Genomic DNA, 16196 nt, shown 5'->3' with positions numbered 1-16196 from the left:
GTTCAGCCGGCCTCGCGCAGCCACCCGCAGATCCCCTCGACCGCCGACGAGCATCCGCCGCAGCCGGTCCCCGCGCGCGTTCGCTCGGCCAGCCCGGCCCGGTCCCGCACGCCGTCCCGCCACGCCGCCACGAGGTCTCCCTTGCTCACCCCGTTGCAGCGGCACACCACGGCCCCGGCGGGCATGGTCGCCGGGGACGCGGCCGAGACCGCCTCGGCCCGACCGAGAACCACCGACACCACGTCGTCGGGCACCGGTAGCGCGCTCTCGTACAGCTGGGTCAGCACGCCGACCGGCTCGGGATGCCCCACCAGCACCGCGCCCACGATGCGTCCGCCGGCCACATCGACGCGAGCGTAGCGGCCGCGGGCGGGTTCGCTGATGGTGGTGACCGCCGTGTCGGCGGCGACCGGGTCGGGGGCCAGCTCGCCGAGGGCCACCACGTCAATCCCGTCGGCTTTGAGCCTGGTCACGGACGCTGCGCCCAGGTATCGCGCCGACGGATCGGAGCCGGTCAACCGCGCGGCCAGCACGACCGCCTGGTCCCACGCCGGCGCCACCAGCCCGCTCACGACTCCCCGGTGCTCTGCGCAGTCGCCGATCGCGCTGATCGCGGGGTCGCTCGTCGCCAGCTCGTCGTCGACCACCACGCCGTCGCCCACCTCGAGCCCGGCCGCCAGCGCGAGCTCGGCACGAGACGCCGACCCGGTGGCCAGAACCACTGTGCTGCAGCGGACCTCGCCGTCGTCGAGCACGAGCGACGCCCCCTCCCACCTGCTGGCGCGCGCCCCGGTCACCACGCGCACGCCCAGCGCGCCCAGGGCGCGGACGAGGACCGCGCCGGCGCCGGCGTCGAGGCACCCGTTCATGGGCCACGCGCGGGGATGGACGACGACGACGTCGTGGCCCGCCGCGGCCAGCGCGCAGGCCACTTCCAGACCGATGAAACCCCCTCCGACCACGGCGACCGGGCCGGGGTGCGCGGCCAGATGGGCGATCAGCTCGCGGCAGTGGGCGGCGTCCCGGAGGACGAACGCTCCCGCGGCCAGCCGACCGTCGGGCCCGCGGATGCCGTCGATGGGCGGGATCCGGGGCGCGGCGCCGGTGGCCAGGACGAGGTGGTCGTAGTCCACGCGTTCGCCGCCGGCGAGCTCGACCTGACGCACCACCCGATCGATCGCCACAACGGACGTAGAAGTACGCATTCCGATGTGCGAGCGGGCCCACCAGCCGGCGGGCTTGAGCTGGGCCAGGTGGGCGCGGTCGGCGATCACGGCCTGGGTGAGCATGATCCGGTTGTACGGCTCCTCCGGTTCGGCGCCGAGCACAGTCACCGCCAGCCGGCGCGGGTCCGGCTGCCCCGCACGCAGTTCCTCGGCGAGGCGCGCGGCGGCCATCCCGGCGCCCACCACCACGACCCGAGTGGGCGGCGACTGCGGCGTCGGCAACGACTTCGGCGCCATCGTCGGTACCTGCGTCGGCGCCGGCTTCGGCACCTGCGGCTGCGGCTTCGTCGGCGCGCTCATGCCGCCTCCAACCGGACCGCGCACACCTTGAACTCGGGCATCCGGCTCCGCGGGTCCAGCTCGGGCAGGGTGAGCCGATTGGCCCGCCCGTCGCCGCCGAAGTGGAAGGGCAGGAACACGGTGTCGGTGCGCATGTCCTCGTCGCAGCGCACGACGGCCCGGACGCTCCCCCGGCGGGACACCACCTGCGCGGGATCGCCGTCGTCCAGGCCCGCCGCCCGCGCGACCACCGGGTGGACCTGCACCCACATCCGCGGTTCGGCGGCGACGAGTTCGGTCACGCGCCGGGTCTGGGCGCCGGACTGGTAGTGCGCCAGTAGCCGGCCGGTGGTCCCCAGCAGCGGGAACTCGGTATCCGGCGGCTCGGCGGGTGGCCGCACGCCGTCCAGCGCGAAGCGGGCACGGCCGTCGGGGGTGGCGAACCGGTCGAGAAACAACCGCGGGGTGCCGCCGGGCGAGTCGGTGCCGCAGGGCCAGTGAAGGACCTCGCCGGCATCGAGCCGGTCCCAGTCGATCGCCGAGTAGTCGGCCGGACCGCCGGCGGAGGCGCGGGCGAGCTCGTCGAACACCTCCCGCGGGTCGACCGGGAACCGCTCCGGCCCGCGGCTTAGCCGTCGGGCGAGCTCGTGCCAGATCCACAGCTCGTCACGCGCCCCGGCCGGCGGGGTGACGGTGCGGCGCCGGCGCAGCACGCGCCCCTCGAGATTGGTCAGTGTGCCCTCCTCCTCGGCCCACTGCGTCACCGGCAGCACCACGTCAGCGAGCGCCGCGGTCTCCGAGAGCACGAAATCGGCCACCACCAAGGTGTCGAGCGCCCGCAGCCGGGCCACGACCCGGTCCGCATCGGGCGCCGAGACCACCGGGTTGGAGGCGTGCAGCAGCATCGCCGAGGGCCCTCCGGGCGTACCGAGCGAGTCGAGCAGTTCGAATGCGGACAACCCCGGCCCCGGGATCTCCGCTGAGTCCACGCCCCACACGTCGGCGACGTGCGCGCGGGCAGCCGGGTCCGTGATCGACCGGTATCCGGGCAGCTGGTCGGCCTTCTGCCCGTGCTCGCGGCCGCCCTGCCCGTTGCCCTGCCCGGTGAGCGTGCCATATCCGTTGCCGGGCCGTCCCGGTAGTCCGAGCGCCAGCGCCAGCGCGATCGCCGCGCTCACCACGGAGCTGCCGTCCGCGTGCTGTTCCGCACCGCGCGCGGTGAGGACGTATGAACCGCCGTGCGCGTCGCAGCGCTGATCACTGCAGGCCGGGTCGCCGTGGTCCCGTTTCCCCTCGGCGAGCAGCGCGACGGTCCGCTCGAGCTGTGCCACGGATACGCCGGTCACCCGTTCGGTGCGCTCCGGAAGCCACGCGGCAGCGTGGCCCCACGCCTCGTCGAAGCCGCTGGTGCGTGCCGCGATGTAGGAGGGGTCGAGGTGTCCGCCGACGACGACGAGGTGCAGCAACCCCAGGAGCAGCGACGCGTCGGTGCCCGGTCGCAGACGAAGGTGCACCCCGCCGCCGTCGAGGGCCCGCCGGGCGGTCGCGGTGAGCCGCGGGTCGGCCACCACCAGGCCACCGGCGGCGGCCGCGCCGTCGAGGTGCTGGAGGAACGGCGGCATGGTGTCGGCGGGGTTCGCGCCGATCAGCAGCACGGCCCGCGCGTGGGAAAGGTCGGTCACCGGGAAAGGCAGTCCCCGGTCCAGGCCGAAGCTCAGGTTGGCGGCGGCAGCAGCACTCGACATGCACCAGCGGCCGTTGTAGTCGATCAGCCGGCTGCCCAGCGCGAGTCGCGTGAACTTGCCGAGCTGGTAGGCCTTTTCGTTGGTCAGCCCGCCGCCGCCGAAGACGGCCACTCTGTCCGGGCCGCCGGTCGCCTGCGCACGGCGGATGCCGTCCGCGACCCGCTCGAGCGCGGTGTCCCAGTCGCAGGGTTCGAGCTCACCGCCCACGCGCACGAGCGGGGTGGTGATCCGGTCGGGGTGGTCGAGCAACTCGGCCGCCGTCCACCCCTTGCGGCAGAGCCCACGGCGGTTGGTGGGGAACCACGCCGGGCTCACCTGGGCGGGCGCGTGCCCGGCGGGCGGGTTGACCGTCATCGCGCACTGCAGCGCGCAGTACGGGCAGTGGGTGTGCTCGGTGGGAGTGGTCGGCAGCTCCGCGATTCGCGTCATCGAATCGCCGCCGGTTCGTCGCCGGCGAACGGGGACCCGGTCGACGGCGTCGTCGTCGTCATCGTTATCGGCACCTCGCCCACCCCGGGCCGGCGCAGGTACACGGCCCGGGTGACCAGCGCGGCGATCACGTAGAACGCCGCGAACACCCCGAACGCCGTCGTGGCCGACCCCGACGCCTGATAGGACGCGCGCAGCGTCATGTTGATGCCGAATCCGCCGAGCGCACCCACCGCCCCGGCGACCCCGATCAACGCGCCGGCGTGCGCTCGCGACCACGCGGCTCGCTCGGACTCGACCAGTCCGAGGCCGCGGCTGCGCGCCTCGAACACCGCCGGGATCATCGTGTACACCGAGGCGTTTCCCACCCCGGTCAGTGCGAACAGCGTCAGGAACGCAGCGAAGAAAAGGACCAGCGCGCCACCCGACAGGGTGCCGTCGCCGCCCGCCTGCAGCGTCGATGTGTACACCAGCGCCAGGGTGGTCACGGCCATCGCGCAGAACGTCCAGAACGTCACGCGCGACCCGCCGAGCCGGTCCGACAGCCGGCCGCCGCCCATTCGGGTGAGCGAGCCGAGCAGCGGGCCGAGGAAGGTGAGCTGGGCGGCGTGGAGGGCGGCCTGGCCCGGGGTCTGACCGTTACCGATGAACGTCATGGTGAGCATCTGGCCGAAGGCGAAGCTGAAGCCGATGAACGAGCCGAAGGTGCCGATGTAGAGGAGTGAGAGCACCCAGCCGTCCCGGTCGCGCGCGACGTCCTTCATGGACTGCACGTCGACCGGCTGGTGCGGCAGGTTGTCCATCCGCAGCGCCGCGCCGATACCCGCGACCGCCAACAGCAGCAGGTACAGGCCGATCACCCAGTGCGGCGACCGGTTACCCGCCAGCGCGATCACGATCAGCCCCACCACCTGGATCGTCGCCACGCCCAGGTTGCCGCCGCCGGCGTTGAGGCCCAGCGCCCAGCCCTTCTGGCCCTGGGGGAAGAAGGCGTTGATGTTGGTCATCGAGGAGGCGAAGTTGGCGCCGCCCAGGCCAGCGATCGCGCCGGCCGCCAGGTACGCCCACAGCGGCTGGCCCGGGTTGGCCATGATCCACAGCATCGCCGTGGCCGGGATGAGCAGCACGAACGCCGAGAACATGGTCCAGTTGCGGCCGCCGAACACCGCCGTGGCCAGCGTGTACGGGATTCGCAACACCGCGCCGGTGAGGGTGACCACCGCGGAGACGAGGAACTTGTCCGCGGCGCCGAGGCCGTAGACGTCCTCGGGCATGAACAGCACCAGCACGGCGAACAGCGTCCACACGGAGAAGCCGACGTGCTCGGCGAACACCGACCAACGCAGGTTGCGCATGGCGATGCGCCGCCCGCCCGCCTCCCATTGGCCGGTGTCCTCCGGATCCCAGTTCCCGATGACGTGTGAACGCGTCATGTCGCAACCCCTCCCGCTCGTCGTCGGCGCCTGTCCCGGCGCGCTGTGTCCGCTGACAGTAGGGAGCCGCTGTTTCCCCGGCGATACGGGCGATGACGGCGCCGTCACGGTGTGCTCACCTGGACGCGTTCGGGCCGTGAGGGGGCCGCCGTCGTGGTGGACTGGGGACATGTCTCCACGGTTCACACCCCGCGCCCTCGGCACCGCTGCCGCCGCCTTCGCCCTCGCGGTGGGCCTCGCCCCCGCCGCCTCCGGGCAGCCGGCCGATCTGATGGGCCCACCCTTCCCGCCGCCCGCACCGATCCCCGCCGATGCGCAGTATGTGGGCACCCAGGCCACCGTCGGCCTCGACGATCCGGGGTTCTGGCAGCTCGGCTCCACTCCGATGCGGGTGGTGTCGCACGACCCCGCCGACTCACCGGCGTGGTGTGACGGGTACTGGGCCGTCCCCGGCACCCGCTGCTGGCAGGTCAGCCCAGTCGGCCAGGCGGTGGAACTGCGACGGTTCTCCCTGTTCAGCGACGCCTGGAACGGGTCGTCGGACCCGTGGGGGCGAGCCGCCTACCGGGCCGGGTACCAGATCGCGATCGACAACGGCTGGGACTACACCTCCGGCGGGATCTTCATCCCCACCGGGTCCGGGACCACCTACTCCACGATGATGCCGCTGGGCAGCCCGTACAACGACGCGGACGTGTGGGTGGCACCGGGCGTGATTCCCGGAAGCTGACGGACCGCGAACCGGCAACTAGCCTGGAGGTCCTGCCCGCCCCGGTCGAAAGGACCCCACGTGCCATTTCCCCTGGATGTTCCCGAGTCCGTGCTGCGCAACCGGCGGAGTCAGAAGTGGCAGGCCTATCCGGAGGACGTGTTGCCGCTGTTCGTGGCGGAGACCGACGTGCTTCTCGCGCCCGCCATTCAGGAGCGTCTGACCGCCGCGGTCGCCGACGGGGACACCGGGTACTTCACCGAGATCGAACGGTTCGCCGGGGTCTGCGCGCGCTTCTACTCGCGGTTCGGTTACGAGGTGCCCGAGGAGACCGTGGTGCCGGTCAACGACGTGGGCGTGGGGGTGCGCGAGACGCTGGCGCGGACCCTGCCGGTGGGCGCCGGCGTCGTGTACACGCCGCCGGTGTACATGCCGTTCGGGCCGTGGATCCGGCGGGTGGGGATGTCGCCGGTGGCGGTGCCGCTGATCGACCACGACGACGACAACCCCCGCCTCGATCTCCCCGGCATCGAGCGGGCCCTGGCCGATGGCGCACGTGCCGTGCTGCTGAGCCACCCGCACAATCCCACCGGCGTGCTGCACTCCGATGCCGAGTTGGCCGAGCTCGCAGACCTGGCCGCGCGGTACGACGCCGTGGTGGTCTCGGATGAGATCTGGGCACCGCTGGCCATGCCCGGGGTCGATTTCCGCTCGTTCCTCGCAGTGTCCGAGACCGCCCGCGAGGTGGGGCTGGCCATCTCGTCGGCGTCCAAAGCGTTCAACCTGGCGGGGCTCAAGTGCGCGTTCGTGATCAACGGGAATCCCGGCAAGTTCGCGGTCCCGCGCTCGGCACTGTCGGGCGCGGTCGGGCATTTCGGCGCGCTGGCCGGCGAGGCGGCACTGGTGGATTCCCTCGACTGGTTGGACGAGATGCGGGCGGCGCTCGCCTCGAACTTGGACCTCATGGAGCGGCTGCTGGCCGAGCACCTGCCCCGCGCCCGGTGGCGTCGGCCCGACGCCGGATTCGTGGCGTGGATCGACCTGCGCGCGTACCCGGGCCTCGGCGACGACCCGGCCGCTCTTTTCCTGGACGAGGCCCGCGTGGCGCTGAGCCCCGGGCCCGCGTTCGGCGCCCAGGGCAAGGGCTTCGTTCGCATCAATTTCGCGTGCTCCGAGGAGATCCTCACGGAAGCCTTCGTGAGGATGGGGCGCGTCGCCGCCGCCCACTGACCCGCCACCACCACCCAGCCACCGCGCCCGCTCGCACGGAGATTCTTCAACAGGATTCGCGAGAGTTTCAACTTTTTCGCAACTCCCTGTTGAGTAACTTCTGCGGATCTTTCTCGACAGCGGCCGGTTCCTCTGCCGGTCCGTTCCTGCGCGGGTTTCATGCCGACCACCTGCCAAAACGCCGACCGAATCGATCTCTCGGCCCGCGTGGATGCGCCCCGCCCAGACCGCCATGTGTCGCAAATCGCACATCGCTAGTTAAGGTTAGGCTCCCCTTCTATGGATAAGGTTAGGCTCGCCTCAGTTGAGGTTGCCGATCCGGGCGCATCGGATGCCCGGTACGACCAACACGAAGGATCCATCCATGCTCCGCTCCGCCTCTCGCTCCGGCGCCGTCGCACTGACTTCGGCCGCCCTCATGGGCCTGTCCGCTCTCGCCATCCCCGCCGTCGCCGTCGCTGACGATGCCACCTGTGCCCCCGAGGACGTGACCTACTCCGTCGATGGCGGCGCCATAAAGTGGGGCGTCAAGCAGTCGTTCCGCAGCTACCTCGCTGGCCCGATTGCCCACGGCGGCTGGGAGCTGGACGGGACCACCTTCGAAGGCAGCGAGCGCGGCGCTGACGGACAGTTCGTGTGGCCGATCGCCGACGGAGCCGGCACCATCGGCGAGGACGGCTCCGCCTCGGCCTCCGGGACCGGAAGCGTCCGGATGCACGGGCATGAGAACGTTCTGGACACGACCCTGTCCAACCCCACTGTTGCGATCAACGGCACAGCCGGCGAGATCAAGGTGGACTACCGTGCCAAGAAGCCCGAGGGATTCACCCCCACGGCGCCCTTCGAGTGGGTCGAGGGCACCCAGAGCACCGGCGCTACTTTCTCGCTCGATGCAGCCCAGGACTTCACGCGGGCCGGCGAGGTCACAGTGACGACTACCAACGCCCTACTCTCGGCAGAGCTCAACGATGCGATGGGCGACTTCTACGGCGCGGGCGCGGAGGTCGACAATGTCACCCTCGTCCTCAACGTGACCGAGTCCTGCACCACCGAGCCGGGCGGCGACGATAACGGCGGTGGCGATAACGACGGTGACGGCGATGACAACAACGGCGGCGGAATCTTCGGCTCGCTCGGCACCATCTTCGGATCACTTGGATTCTGACGCCTGACGAATGACGTAACGCGCTTTTCCGCGCGAATTAGAACGGCCTCCGAATGAGGAGTGGACTCGAGAGAGGATTCACCCCATTCGGAGGCCGATCCATATTGTCTGAACACCCGTCGATCGACGATTCCGACCGGCAATTTCGCTATGGATTCATGGCCGCCGATGAAGTACTCTCATTAGGCAAACCTCACCAGCATGGAGAATCAATGGAGACCACAATTCCCGCCCCCCTGTCCGCCGCGCTTCACGATTCCACGATGGACGCACATGAGCGCGCCGAGACAGCCACCTTCATCACGCGATTGATGGGCGGGGAAGGCTCGCCGGTCGGCCTGGTGGCCCTCCTTCGGCAGTCGCTGCTCGTTTATGAGGCACTGGAGAACGCGTGCCGAGACGTCGGCCCAGATCCAAGAATCACACCGATTCTCGATTCTCGGCTCGACCGCACGGCGGCGCTGCGAGCTGACCTTGAGTTCCATCGGGTCGAGGGCCGCACATTCGAGGCAATCGTGCCCGCCGTCGAGGACTACGTGACCGAACTGAGTGCATGCGCCGGCAACGCGGCCGCGCTGATAGGGCATCACTACGTCCGCTACCTCGGCGACCTGTCGGGCGGGCAGATCATCAAGACCATGGTCCGCCGCCACTACGGGCTCGAGGACGGACTGAGCTTCTATGAGTTCGACATCGATAAGCCCAAGGTCTACAAGGACAACTACCGCAGCGCGCTCAACTCGCTCCCGTTGAGCGACGAGGACCGACAGGAGGCGCTCGACGCCGCCACCCGCGCCTTCGACCTCAATCACCGGATCTTCCTCGACCTGGAGGCCGCCGGCGTCAAGTGACGCTTCGCGAGGCAACGCCCCGGGTCCGGTGAGCGGCCCCGGGGCGTTGTCGTCGTCGTACTTGGTTCCTTCACCACCCACTATCTGCAGAGACACCACGGCCCCGACACCAACTCAGGAGGTGTCGGGGCCGAGTGCGATCTGACCGGCGTCCCGGTCAGAAGATGGGGAACAGCCCTGTCAGACTGCCGAGCGGACTGGTCGCGGGCTCGGCGAAGCTGATCGGCTGATAGGTCTCCCACGCTGCGTGCTTCGCGCCACTGCCTGCGTAGGTGTAGATCCCGAGATTGCCGTTAGCGTCGCCAGCTTTGTCCTCGACAAGCGCCTTGGACACCGTGAAGGTCGCGGTAAAGCTGCCGTCGGCGCCCAGCACGATCGCGCCGTCCTCGGCACCGCCGATTGTCTCGACGTCCTCGGCGTTGACGGCCCAATGCTGCGTGATGATCTTTCGAGCGGAGGAGGCTGCGTCCTCGGACGGCTTCCACTCGTCGGCGAACTTACCAAGGATCACGTAGACACCGGGGGCCTTGCCTGCGAGCGGCGGCCGGGCCCCTACGACCGAATCGTCCTTGAAACCAGTCCCGGTGACGGTGATCTCGTGCTCGCCGTTCGCGCTGATCACCGACTGCGAGAGGGTCACCCGCGGACCCTCTGCCTGCTGAGATTCGTCCTGTGGGGCCTCGCCGGAGCCCGCCGCGGAGGCGGAGGCGATGATCTGCAGGAGCGTGTCCGCCAGTGTGCCGGTGGTCGCGTTGTCGGCGTTGGCCGCGGGGGCCAGTGCGACGCCAGCAATCAACGCGGCGGCGCCGAGCGCGGTGCTCCGCCGAGCTGCGCGGGCGAACCTATCGGAGGAAGACTTCACATCAGTCCTTTCTGAGAACTGCTTGGTAGAAGAGGCCTGCCGCGAGCGCGAGCAGGACCCCACCGACCCACCATTGCCACTGTGGGAGGGTGTTTCCCGCGTCTGACGAGGCGGAAGTGTTGGAGTAGACGACGTCGGTCAGCGGCAGGTTCGCAGCGACCGGCATGGTGCCCGGGTCCGCGACAGAAGTAGGCGCCGCGCTCGCCGCCGCGGGGGTGCTGCCCCCAGCGGAACCACCGCTCGAGTTCGCGGCCACTGCGCCCACCGTGCCGGCGGTCATCGGGGTTCCAGCGCTGTAGTACTCCTCGTACTCGTACGCGAACTCCTCGTCCACCACCAGCTCGCTGTCAACGGTGGAGTCGACCACCGCGGTCTCACCCCAGGCGCCCTGAGCCCCCTGGTCAGCGTTGGCCGCGCCTGGCTGGAGCGGCTTCCATGCCTCGTCCATCCAGGCGGCGGCGGTGTCGGAGACGTCGGTTCCGGCCGAGCGGAGGATGTCCTCAACCGTGTCGTCGAAGACCTGGCCGAGGATGCCCTTGGAGCTGCCGCCGTCATCGATGTCGGTCCGGTCGTCTGAATCCCAGCTAACTGTGAGCGGCAACGGTGGCTTACGTGGATCGGCAGACAGACCTGTCGAGTAGAAGTAGTCGCCGATCCCGACCTCCTGCAGGAAATCGACAAAATCCGGCGGAAATGACCCAAAGGAATCTCCGCCTGTTTGGTTGCCCGCAGAATAGACGACACCAAAGTATTCTGGCTCGACCGAGAACCCGGACTCCTTTTTGAACAAGTCCTTTAACGAAAGTTCAGCTATCGTAACGCCAGCTTCGTCAGGAAGGGGGTTCCATACCCCGCCATCTCGGCTCGACGCCACCCCGCCCAGGGTTGCGGACAGCTTTGCGCGCCCCTTTTCAATCTTCAACTCCGGATCGCTAATTGTGAAAAAAGACATTCCCGAGTAATAGATTACGCTTGCAGTTCCAGTCCATTTCACTGAAGCGGTCTGTTGGTCCGGATCAACGGTTCCCTCCCCGCCCGTGAAGACGAACTGCATTTCGGACGAAGTCTTACTGTCCGGAGCAGCATCGCGCCAATTGGCTTTGATCCCCGGGGTCTTCTCGATCTGGACTTCACCTTCTGAGTTTTTCCACTCCGTCGCGGTGATGCGATCAGCCTCACCCTTGATGACCTCGGTGGCATCTCCGGCGGTTAAGAAGTTGTGACCCATGAAGTTCTTTATTCCCGCACTCTCACGGTTCAGTCCCCATCGGAGTTCGGCGTTTTCCAGCTTCAGTTCAGAGGCTGAGGTGCCGTCACCACCGTCCTGAGCCCGGGCGAGCGGGGCACCGAGCAGCACGCTCAGCACCAGCGCAAGCACCATTGCCAGGGCGAAGCCGTGCCGAAGGGCCGACTGTGATTGCCGGTTCATCGCAGATCCTTCTTCTCGAATTCGGTCGTGGAGTTGTCGGCGCCGCCGGCCATCGCCGGGTGCGGGAACGGGGTCGACGTGGGCGGATACGCCTCGTATGCAGAGCCTGCAGCCTCGGGACTGCCGTCCGGCCTGGTGTGGAGATCCGGGTCGGAGGCGTTGTTGTCGTCGTCATCGTTGTCGCCATCCGGCGACTCGGAATCGGCCGCCGCCTGGCGACGCTTGATGACCAACGCGCCCACTGCGAGCAACATCAGCGCCGCCAGTGCGAGGAAGATCCACTTGAACGAGCTCTGCAGCCCCGAGGACGATGCCGCAGGGGCGATGGCCACCCGGACAGGGAACCGCTCCTCGGCCTCCAGGGCGGATCCGGCACCGGCCGCGCGAATCTCATGGGTGCCCGGCTCGAGATCCTCGGGCAGAACGATCACGCCGGCGACCTCGCCGTCGACGCCCGCGATCACAGGGCCGACCGCCGCGTCTCCCTCACCGAGCACCACGTACACCTGCTCCCCCGGCCAGAAGCCGGCAGCGGCGAAGCCCATCGCACCACCGGGGCGGGCCGACTTGCGGTCGACCTCCACCACGGCAGCCCCGCTCAGTTGCGTTCCGCCGGTCGCGTCCACCGGGCCATCTGCGGCCTCGCCCTCAGGCGAGACCGCGTCACCATCGCCGCTGGCCTGGCCCACCCCGGCATCCGCGGAGCCCGAGGAAACCGATCCTCGCACCGACACCGAGCCCTGCGCCCGGCCCGAGGCCCGCCCGGCCGCGGCGGAGCGCCCGGACTGTCCGCCGTTGTCGGCCCGCGCTGCCGGCGCCTCGCCCGCGGGGGCCGCAGCCCCCTCGTCGGCGGCCGGTGCCGACCCGCCCTGGAACGTCACCGGCGTGAAGGACTCGTTGGCCCCGTTACGCACGCCGTGCGCGCCCCAGGTGAAGAAACCGCACGTCATCTTGAGGCAGTCAATGCGCTTGCCGCCGGCACCGGTGAACGTGGGGCCGGGAACCGTGAGCTGGACCCGGAACGACCCGTCACTTCCCATCGTGCCCTGGGCCTCCCCGGCCGTGGACGAGCCGGGGAACGCCACGAACGCCTGATAGCCCTTGTTGTTCTTGGATTGATCGTCGGGGACGTAGTCGTAGGCGTTCCCGGTGGTTCCACCCTTCGACGGGCCCCAGCTGGAGCCGTTGACCCAGCCGAAGCCCACGTACACCCCACCGAAGCCACCGTCGATGGCCTGGAAACCGGACCCGGACACGGTGAAGGTCGTGGGACCCGAACTCGATGCGACCGCACCGCCCAGCGAGCTCGACACACTCAACCGGGCCGCGGCCTGCGCGGGCGCCGCGGTCGCGACGGTCAGGATGCCGGCACCGAACAGCGTCACCACGGCGGCCACCACGAGCCGGCGCGCCAGTTCCTGCGCCGGACGGACTCTGGGGTGTGTCACGAGAACTCCTTGACGAGAGCGGGATCGGAATCGGGAACAGGAACCTCGAGCCCCTGGGATCCCGGCAGCCGCAGACCGCGTCGATCCGGCGTGACCAGCAGGTCGCCGGTCACGGGGTGCCGATGGATGAGTACCGCCTGGTGGTAGACCTCTTCGATCAACTCGGCGGTGAGGACCGAGGCGGGCGGCCCTTCCGCACGGACCCGACCGTTCGAGATCATCACCATCCGGTCCGACCACGCGGCCGCCAACGCCAGGTCGTGGAGCACCACGACCACCGCGCCACCGGCGTCGGCCATATCGCGGGCCCGGCCCAGGACGAGCTCCTGGTGACGCAGATCCACGGCCGCCGTCGGCTCGTCCAGTAGGAGGATGCCCGTGCTCTGGGCCAGCGCCCTCGACAGGGACACCCGAGCCTTCTCGCCGCCCGACAGCGTCGGGAAGGTCCGGTCGCAGAGATGCGTGGTGTCGGTGGCGGCGATCGACTCGTCGATGATCATCTCGTCGTCGTCGCCCTCGGGATGCCCCGCCCAGGGGGCGCGGCCCATGGCCACCACTTCCCGCACGGTGAACGGGAACGCCACCGAGTTGGCCTGGGTCAGCAGTGCACGGCGGCGCGCCAGGTCCCCCAGTTTCCACTGGCGCAGGTCCCGGCCGTCCACCACGACGCGTCCGGACGCGGGCTCCGTGTCGCCCGCGACCACGCCCAACAGCGTCGACTTGCCGGCGCCGTTGGGGCCGACCAGCGCCAGCACCTCGCCGGCGCGAACATCCAGGCGAACATTGTCCAGCAGAACCCGGCCGCCGATCCGAACCGTGACCTCCTCCGCCGAAAGCACCGGCGACCGGGCTTCCTGTGCACTCATCCCCAGCCTCCTGCCGTGCGGCGCGTCCGGTGGAGGAGCCAGAAGAAGAACGGCCCGCCCACCGCCGCGGTGACCATGCCCAGCGGCAGTTCCGCGTAATTGACCGCGGTGCGCGCCACCATGTCGGCGGCGAGCAGGCAGACGGCCCCTCCCAGCGCGGACGCCGGCAGCAACAGTCGGTGCCCGGGGCCGGCGACCATGCGGATCAGATGCGGCACCACCAGTCCGACGAACGAGACGATGCCGCAGAAACTCACGGCGGCGGCCGTGAGCAGCCCCACCAGCACGATGGAGAAGATGCGCAGTCGCTCCACGTTCACGCCGAGGTGGCGGGCGGGCCGCTCCCCCAGCGACAACAGGTCGAGCGGGCGGGCCAGACGTGCGGCCAGCAGCACCCCGAGCAGGGCCAGGGGCGCCACCACGAACACGTGGTCCCACCGACTGCCATTGAGGCTGCCCAGCTGCCAGAACACGATCTCCTCGCGCGCCTGGGTGTCGCCGAGGAACATGAGGAACGCGAGCGCGGCGCCGGCCACCGCGTTGACGGCGATGCCGGTCAGGACGAGGGTGACGACCTCCGTCCGGCCGTTACTACGGCTGAAAAGGTAGACGGCGGCCGTGGTGATGATGCCGGCCACGAACGCGCACAGCACACTGGTCCACGCGCCGAAGGCGGTCAGTCCGAACACGATCGCGGACGCGGCGCCCACGGCGGCGCCCGCGGACACGCCCACCACACTCGGCTCGGCGAGCGGGTTCCCGAACGCGCCCTGCATGAGCGCACCCGCCACGGACAGGGCCGCCCCCACGACGATCGCCATCGCCACACGCGGGAAGCGCACACTCCACAGCGTCGCGTCGGCGCGCGGGTGGCTCTCGACGGGCCCCACGTCCAGGCCGAGGCCCCGCAGGAACCCCGACGCCACCTCCGCGGGCGGGATCGCGAGCTGCCCCGAGGCCGCGGCGACCACCGCGAGCACCAGGAGTGCAATCAGCAGGCCCGCAACCAAGAGTCCCCCGGTGAGCAGCCGGTTCGCCGAGCCCGCCGCCCCCTTGACCGGACCGTCCGTGGTGTACCGTCGCGCCGCGCGTGCCGCGGTGGGCCGCTCCTCGGTGACGGTCACAGCGCGTCGGGGGCGTAGAGCGCCACGGCGAGCGCGTTGAGCACCGCCGGAGTGCGGGTGCCGAACGAGAGCAGCAGGTCGTCGTTCATCGAGATCACCCGACGGTTCGCGCCGGCCGGCGTCTGTTCCATGGCCGGGAACTTCTCGAGCAGCCCGTCCACTCCGCCGACCGACTCCAGGCCCTTGTTCATCATGATGATCACGTCCGGCTGCGCGGCGATGAGCCCCTCGTCGTTGGCGGGCTTGGCGCCCTTCCAGCCGACTTCCGAGGAGACGTCGTAGCCGCCAGCGGCGGTGATGAGTGCGTCGGCGCCGCTATCTTCGCCGAACATGTAGTAGACACCGGCGCTGCCACGGGCGTAGAGGAACACGGTGCGCAGCTGGCGGGTTTCACTGTCCGGCGTGATCGTCGCGATCGACTCCTCCGCCTCGGTGATCTGCGCGCGGGTCCGCGCGCCGAGCTCGCGCCCCTGGTCGGGCAAGCCCAACGCCGCGCCGACAGCCTCGGTGAGGGCCTCGACGTTCTCGGGTGAACGGTGGGAGTCGACGACGACGACGGGCACTCCGGCGTCCCGGAGCTGAAGCACCACATCCCACGGTCCGAGCGAGGTGTCGGTGATGATTACGCTGGGGTTGAGCGCAAGGATCGCCTCGGCGTTGAGCTGGTGGCCGTCGGTCGTGACCAGTGGACGGTCGGCGATCTCGGGGAACGAGGACGAGACGTCGCGTCCGATGACGTTGTCCCCGAGCCCCAGCTCGTAGACGATCCGCGAGAGTGTGCCGTAGATGTCCAACGGCAGGATGCGCGAGACGTCGGCCACCTCGACCTCGGTGCCCTGGTTGTCCGTGACCACGGCCGGCAACTGCGGCACGGGGTCGGTCGCGACCGGCGCCACCGGGTCGTCGACGAGCTGAAGAGATAGTTCGCCCTGATACGAACGAGGATCATCGATCGCGGTGACCTCGGAGGCCAGCGGGATACCGGAGACCTTCGCCATGTCTCCGCCGCCCCCGGCCGCGACGCCGCAGGCGGTCAGCGAGGCGACGAGGACCGCTGCTGCGGCCAGGCGAAACGTTCCGCGGGCGCCGGCTCCGCGAGCCGGTCCTGTGCGCTGTCTGAGCATGGGCAGAACAGTAGCATTTGAATTGAGGCAAGCCTAACCTAGGTTCGCCAAGGCTTACCTAATTTATAGACCCGCAGTTCACAGCGCTTTCCGTTCGTTGCGCGACCGAAAAGATAGCCCCGGTCACATACCGGGTGCCCAGCCGGAACCTTCTCACCCGAACTCTCTACTTCACTGCGAGAAATGTCTGCAGCACTGCGGTGGCAAGCCGAATCGACCGCGGTGAGGCCGACAAGACCGACGACGGCGGCCGCCCCGGGGAACACGTCCCCGGAG

Annotated in this window: 13 protein-coding genes; 4 read left to right on the top strand and 9 right to left on the bottom strand. The window is 69.6% G+C overall.

The window, feature by feature from the left end:
• Positions 1–2: 2 nt before the first annotated feature.
• From ACWIE7_RS05785 to ACWIE7_RS05775, 3 genes are read right to left on the bottom strand one after another with little or no spacing between them, the layout of a single operon-like run.
• The gene (locus tag ACWIE7_RS05785) at positions 3–1526 is read right to left on the bottom strand and encodes an FAD-dependent oxidoreductase (protein WP_454068787.1); all 1524 of its coding nucleotides are present in this window, start codon (positions 1524–1526) and stop codon (positions 3–5) included.
• Complete coding sequence (locus ACWIE7_RS05780) at positions 1523–3679, bottom strand: molybdopterin oxidoreductase family protein (RefSeq protein WP_454068786.1); 2157 nt, start codon at positions 3677–3679, stop codon at positions 1523–1525. Before ACWIE7_RS05780 ends, ACWIE7_RS05785 begins: the two co-directional genes overlap by 4 nt.
• Positions 3676–5112, bottom strand: a complete 1437-nt coding sequence (locus tag ACWIE7_RS05775) for an MFS transporter (RefSeq protein ID WP_454068785.1) — start codon at positions 5110–5112, stop codon at positions 3676–3678. Before ACWIE7_RS05775 ends, ACWIE7_RS05780 begins: the two co-directional genes overlap by 4 nt.
• A 169-nt stretch (positions 5113–5281) precedes the next feature.
• On the opposite strand from ACWIE7_RS05775, the gene ACWIE7_RS05770 reads away from it, so the two are divergent.
• From ACWIE7_RS05770 to ACWIE7_RS05755, 4 genes are all read left to right on the top strand, one after another.
• Complete coding sequence (locus tag ACWIE7_RS05770) at positions 5282–5842, top strand: hypothetical protein (protein ID WP_454068784.1); 561 nt, start codon at positions 5282–5284, stop codon at positions 5840–5842.
• A gap of 60 nt (positions 5843–5902) precedes the next feature.
• Complete coding sequence (locus ACWIE7_RS05765) at positions 5903–7051, top strand: MalY/PatB family protein (RefSeq protein ID WP_452099090.1); 1149 nt, start codon at positions 5903–5905, stop codon at positions 7049–7051.
• A 364-nt stretch (positions 7052–7415) separates the two neighbouring features.
• A complete protein-coding gene (locus ACWIE7_RS05760; RefSeq protein WP_452099089.1) occupies positions 7416–8216 on the top strand; it encodes an HtaA domain-containing protein in 801 nt (266 codons plus the stop codon).
• A 158-nt stretch (positions 8217–8374) separates the two neighbouring features.
• Positions 8375–9067, top strand: a complete 693-nt coding sequence (locus tag ACWIE7_RS05755) for a biliverdin-producing heme oxygenase (protein WP_454068783.1) — start codon at positions 8375–8377, stop codon at positions 9065–9067.
• A gap of 157 nt (positions 9068–9224) precedes the next feature.
• Here the strand turns inward: ACWIE7_RS05755 and ACWIE7_RS05750 are convergent, their stop codons facing one another.
• The 6 genes from ACWIE7_RS05750 to ACWIE7_RS05725 are packed head-to-tail and all read right to left on the bottom strand — an operon-like array spanning position 9225 to position 15920.
• A complete protein-coding gene (locus tag ACWIE7_RS05750; protein ID WP_452099087.1) occupies positions 9225–9929 on the bottom strand; it encodes a hypothetical protein in 705 nt (234 codons plus the stop codon).
• 1 nt (position 9930) lies between these two features.
• Entirely contained in the window at positions 9931–11358 is a 1428-nt protein-coding gene (locus tag ACWIE7_RS05745; RefSeq protein WP_454068782.1) for an HtaA domain-containing protein, read from the bottom strand.
• Entirely contained in the window at positions 11355–12806 is a 1452-nt protein-coding gene (locus tag ACWIE7_RS05740; RefSeq protein WP_454068781.1) for a hypothetical protein, read from the bottom strand. The genes ACWIE7_RS05745 and ACWIE7_RS05740 overlap by 4 nt, the downstream gene beginning before the upstream one ends.
• Positions 12803–13672 (bottom strand): heme ABC transporter ATP-binding protein, encoded by an 870-nt coding sequence (locus tag ACWIE7_RS05735; protein ID WP_452099084.1) that lies wholly within the window; start codon positions 13670–13672, stop codon positions 12803–12805. Before ACWIE7_RS05735 ends, ACWIE7_RS05740 begins: the two co-directional genes overlap by 4 nt.
• Positions 13669–14796, bottom strand: coding sequence for a FecCD family ABC transporter permease (locus ACWIE7_RS05730; RefSeq protein ID WP_454058879.1), 1128 nt, complete (start codon positions 14794–14796; stop codon positions 13669–13671). Before ACWIE7_RS05730 ends, ACWIE7_RS05735 begins: the two co-directional genes overlap by 4 nt.
• Entirely contained in the window at positions 14793–15920 is a 1128-nt protein-coding gene (locus ACWIE7_RS05725) for a heme/hemin ABC transporter substrate-binding protein (RefSeq protein WP_454068780.1), read from the bottom strand. The genes ACWIE7_RS05730 and ACWIE7_RS05725 overlap by 4 nt, the downstream gene beginning before the upstream one ends.
• Between the last annotated feature and the right edge of the window lie 276 nt (positions 15921–16196).

The sequence above is a fragment of the Dietzia sp. NPDC055343 genome (genome assembly GCF_053645265.1).
This window is presented reverse-complemented; position numbering and strand designations above follow the sequence as displayed.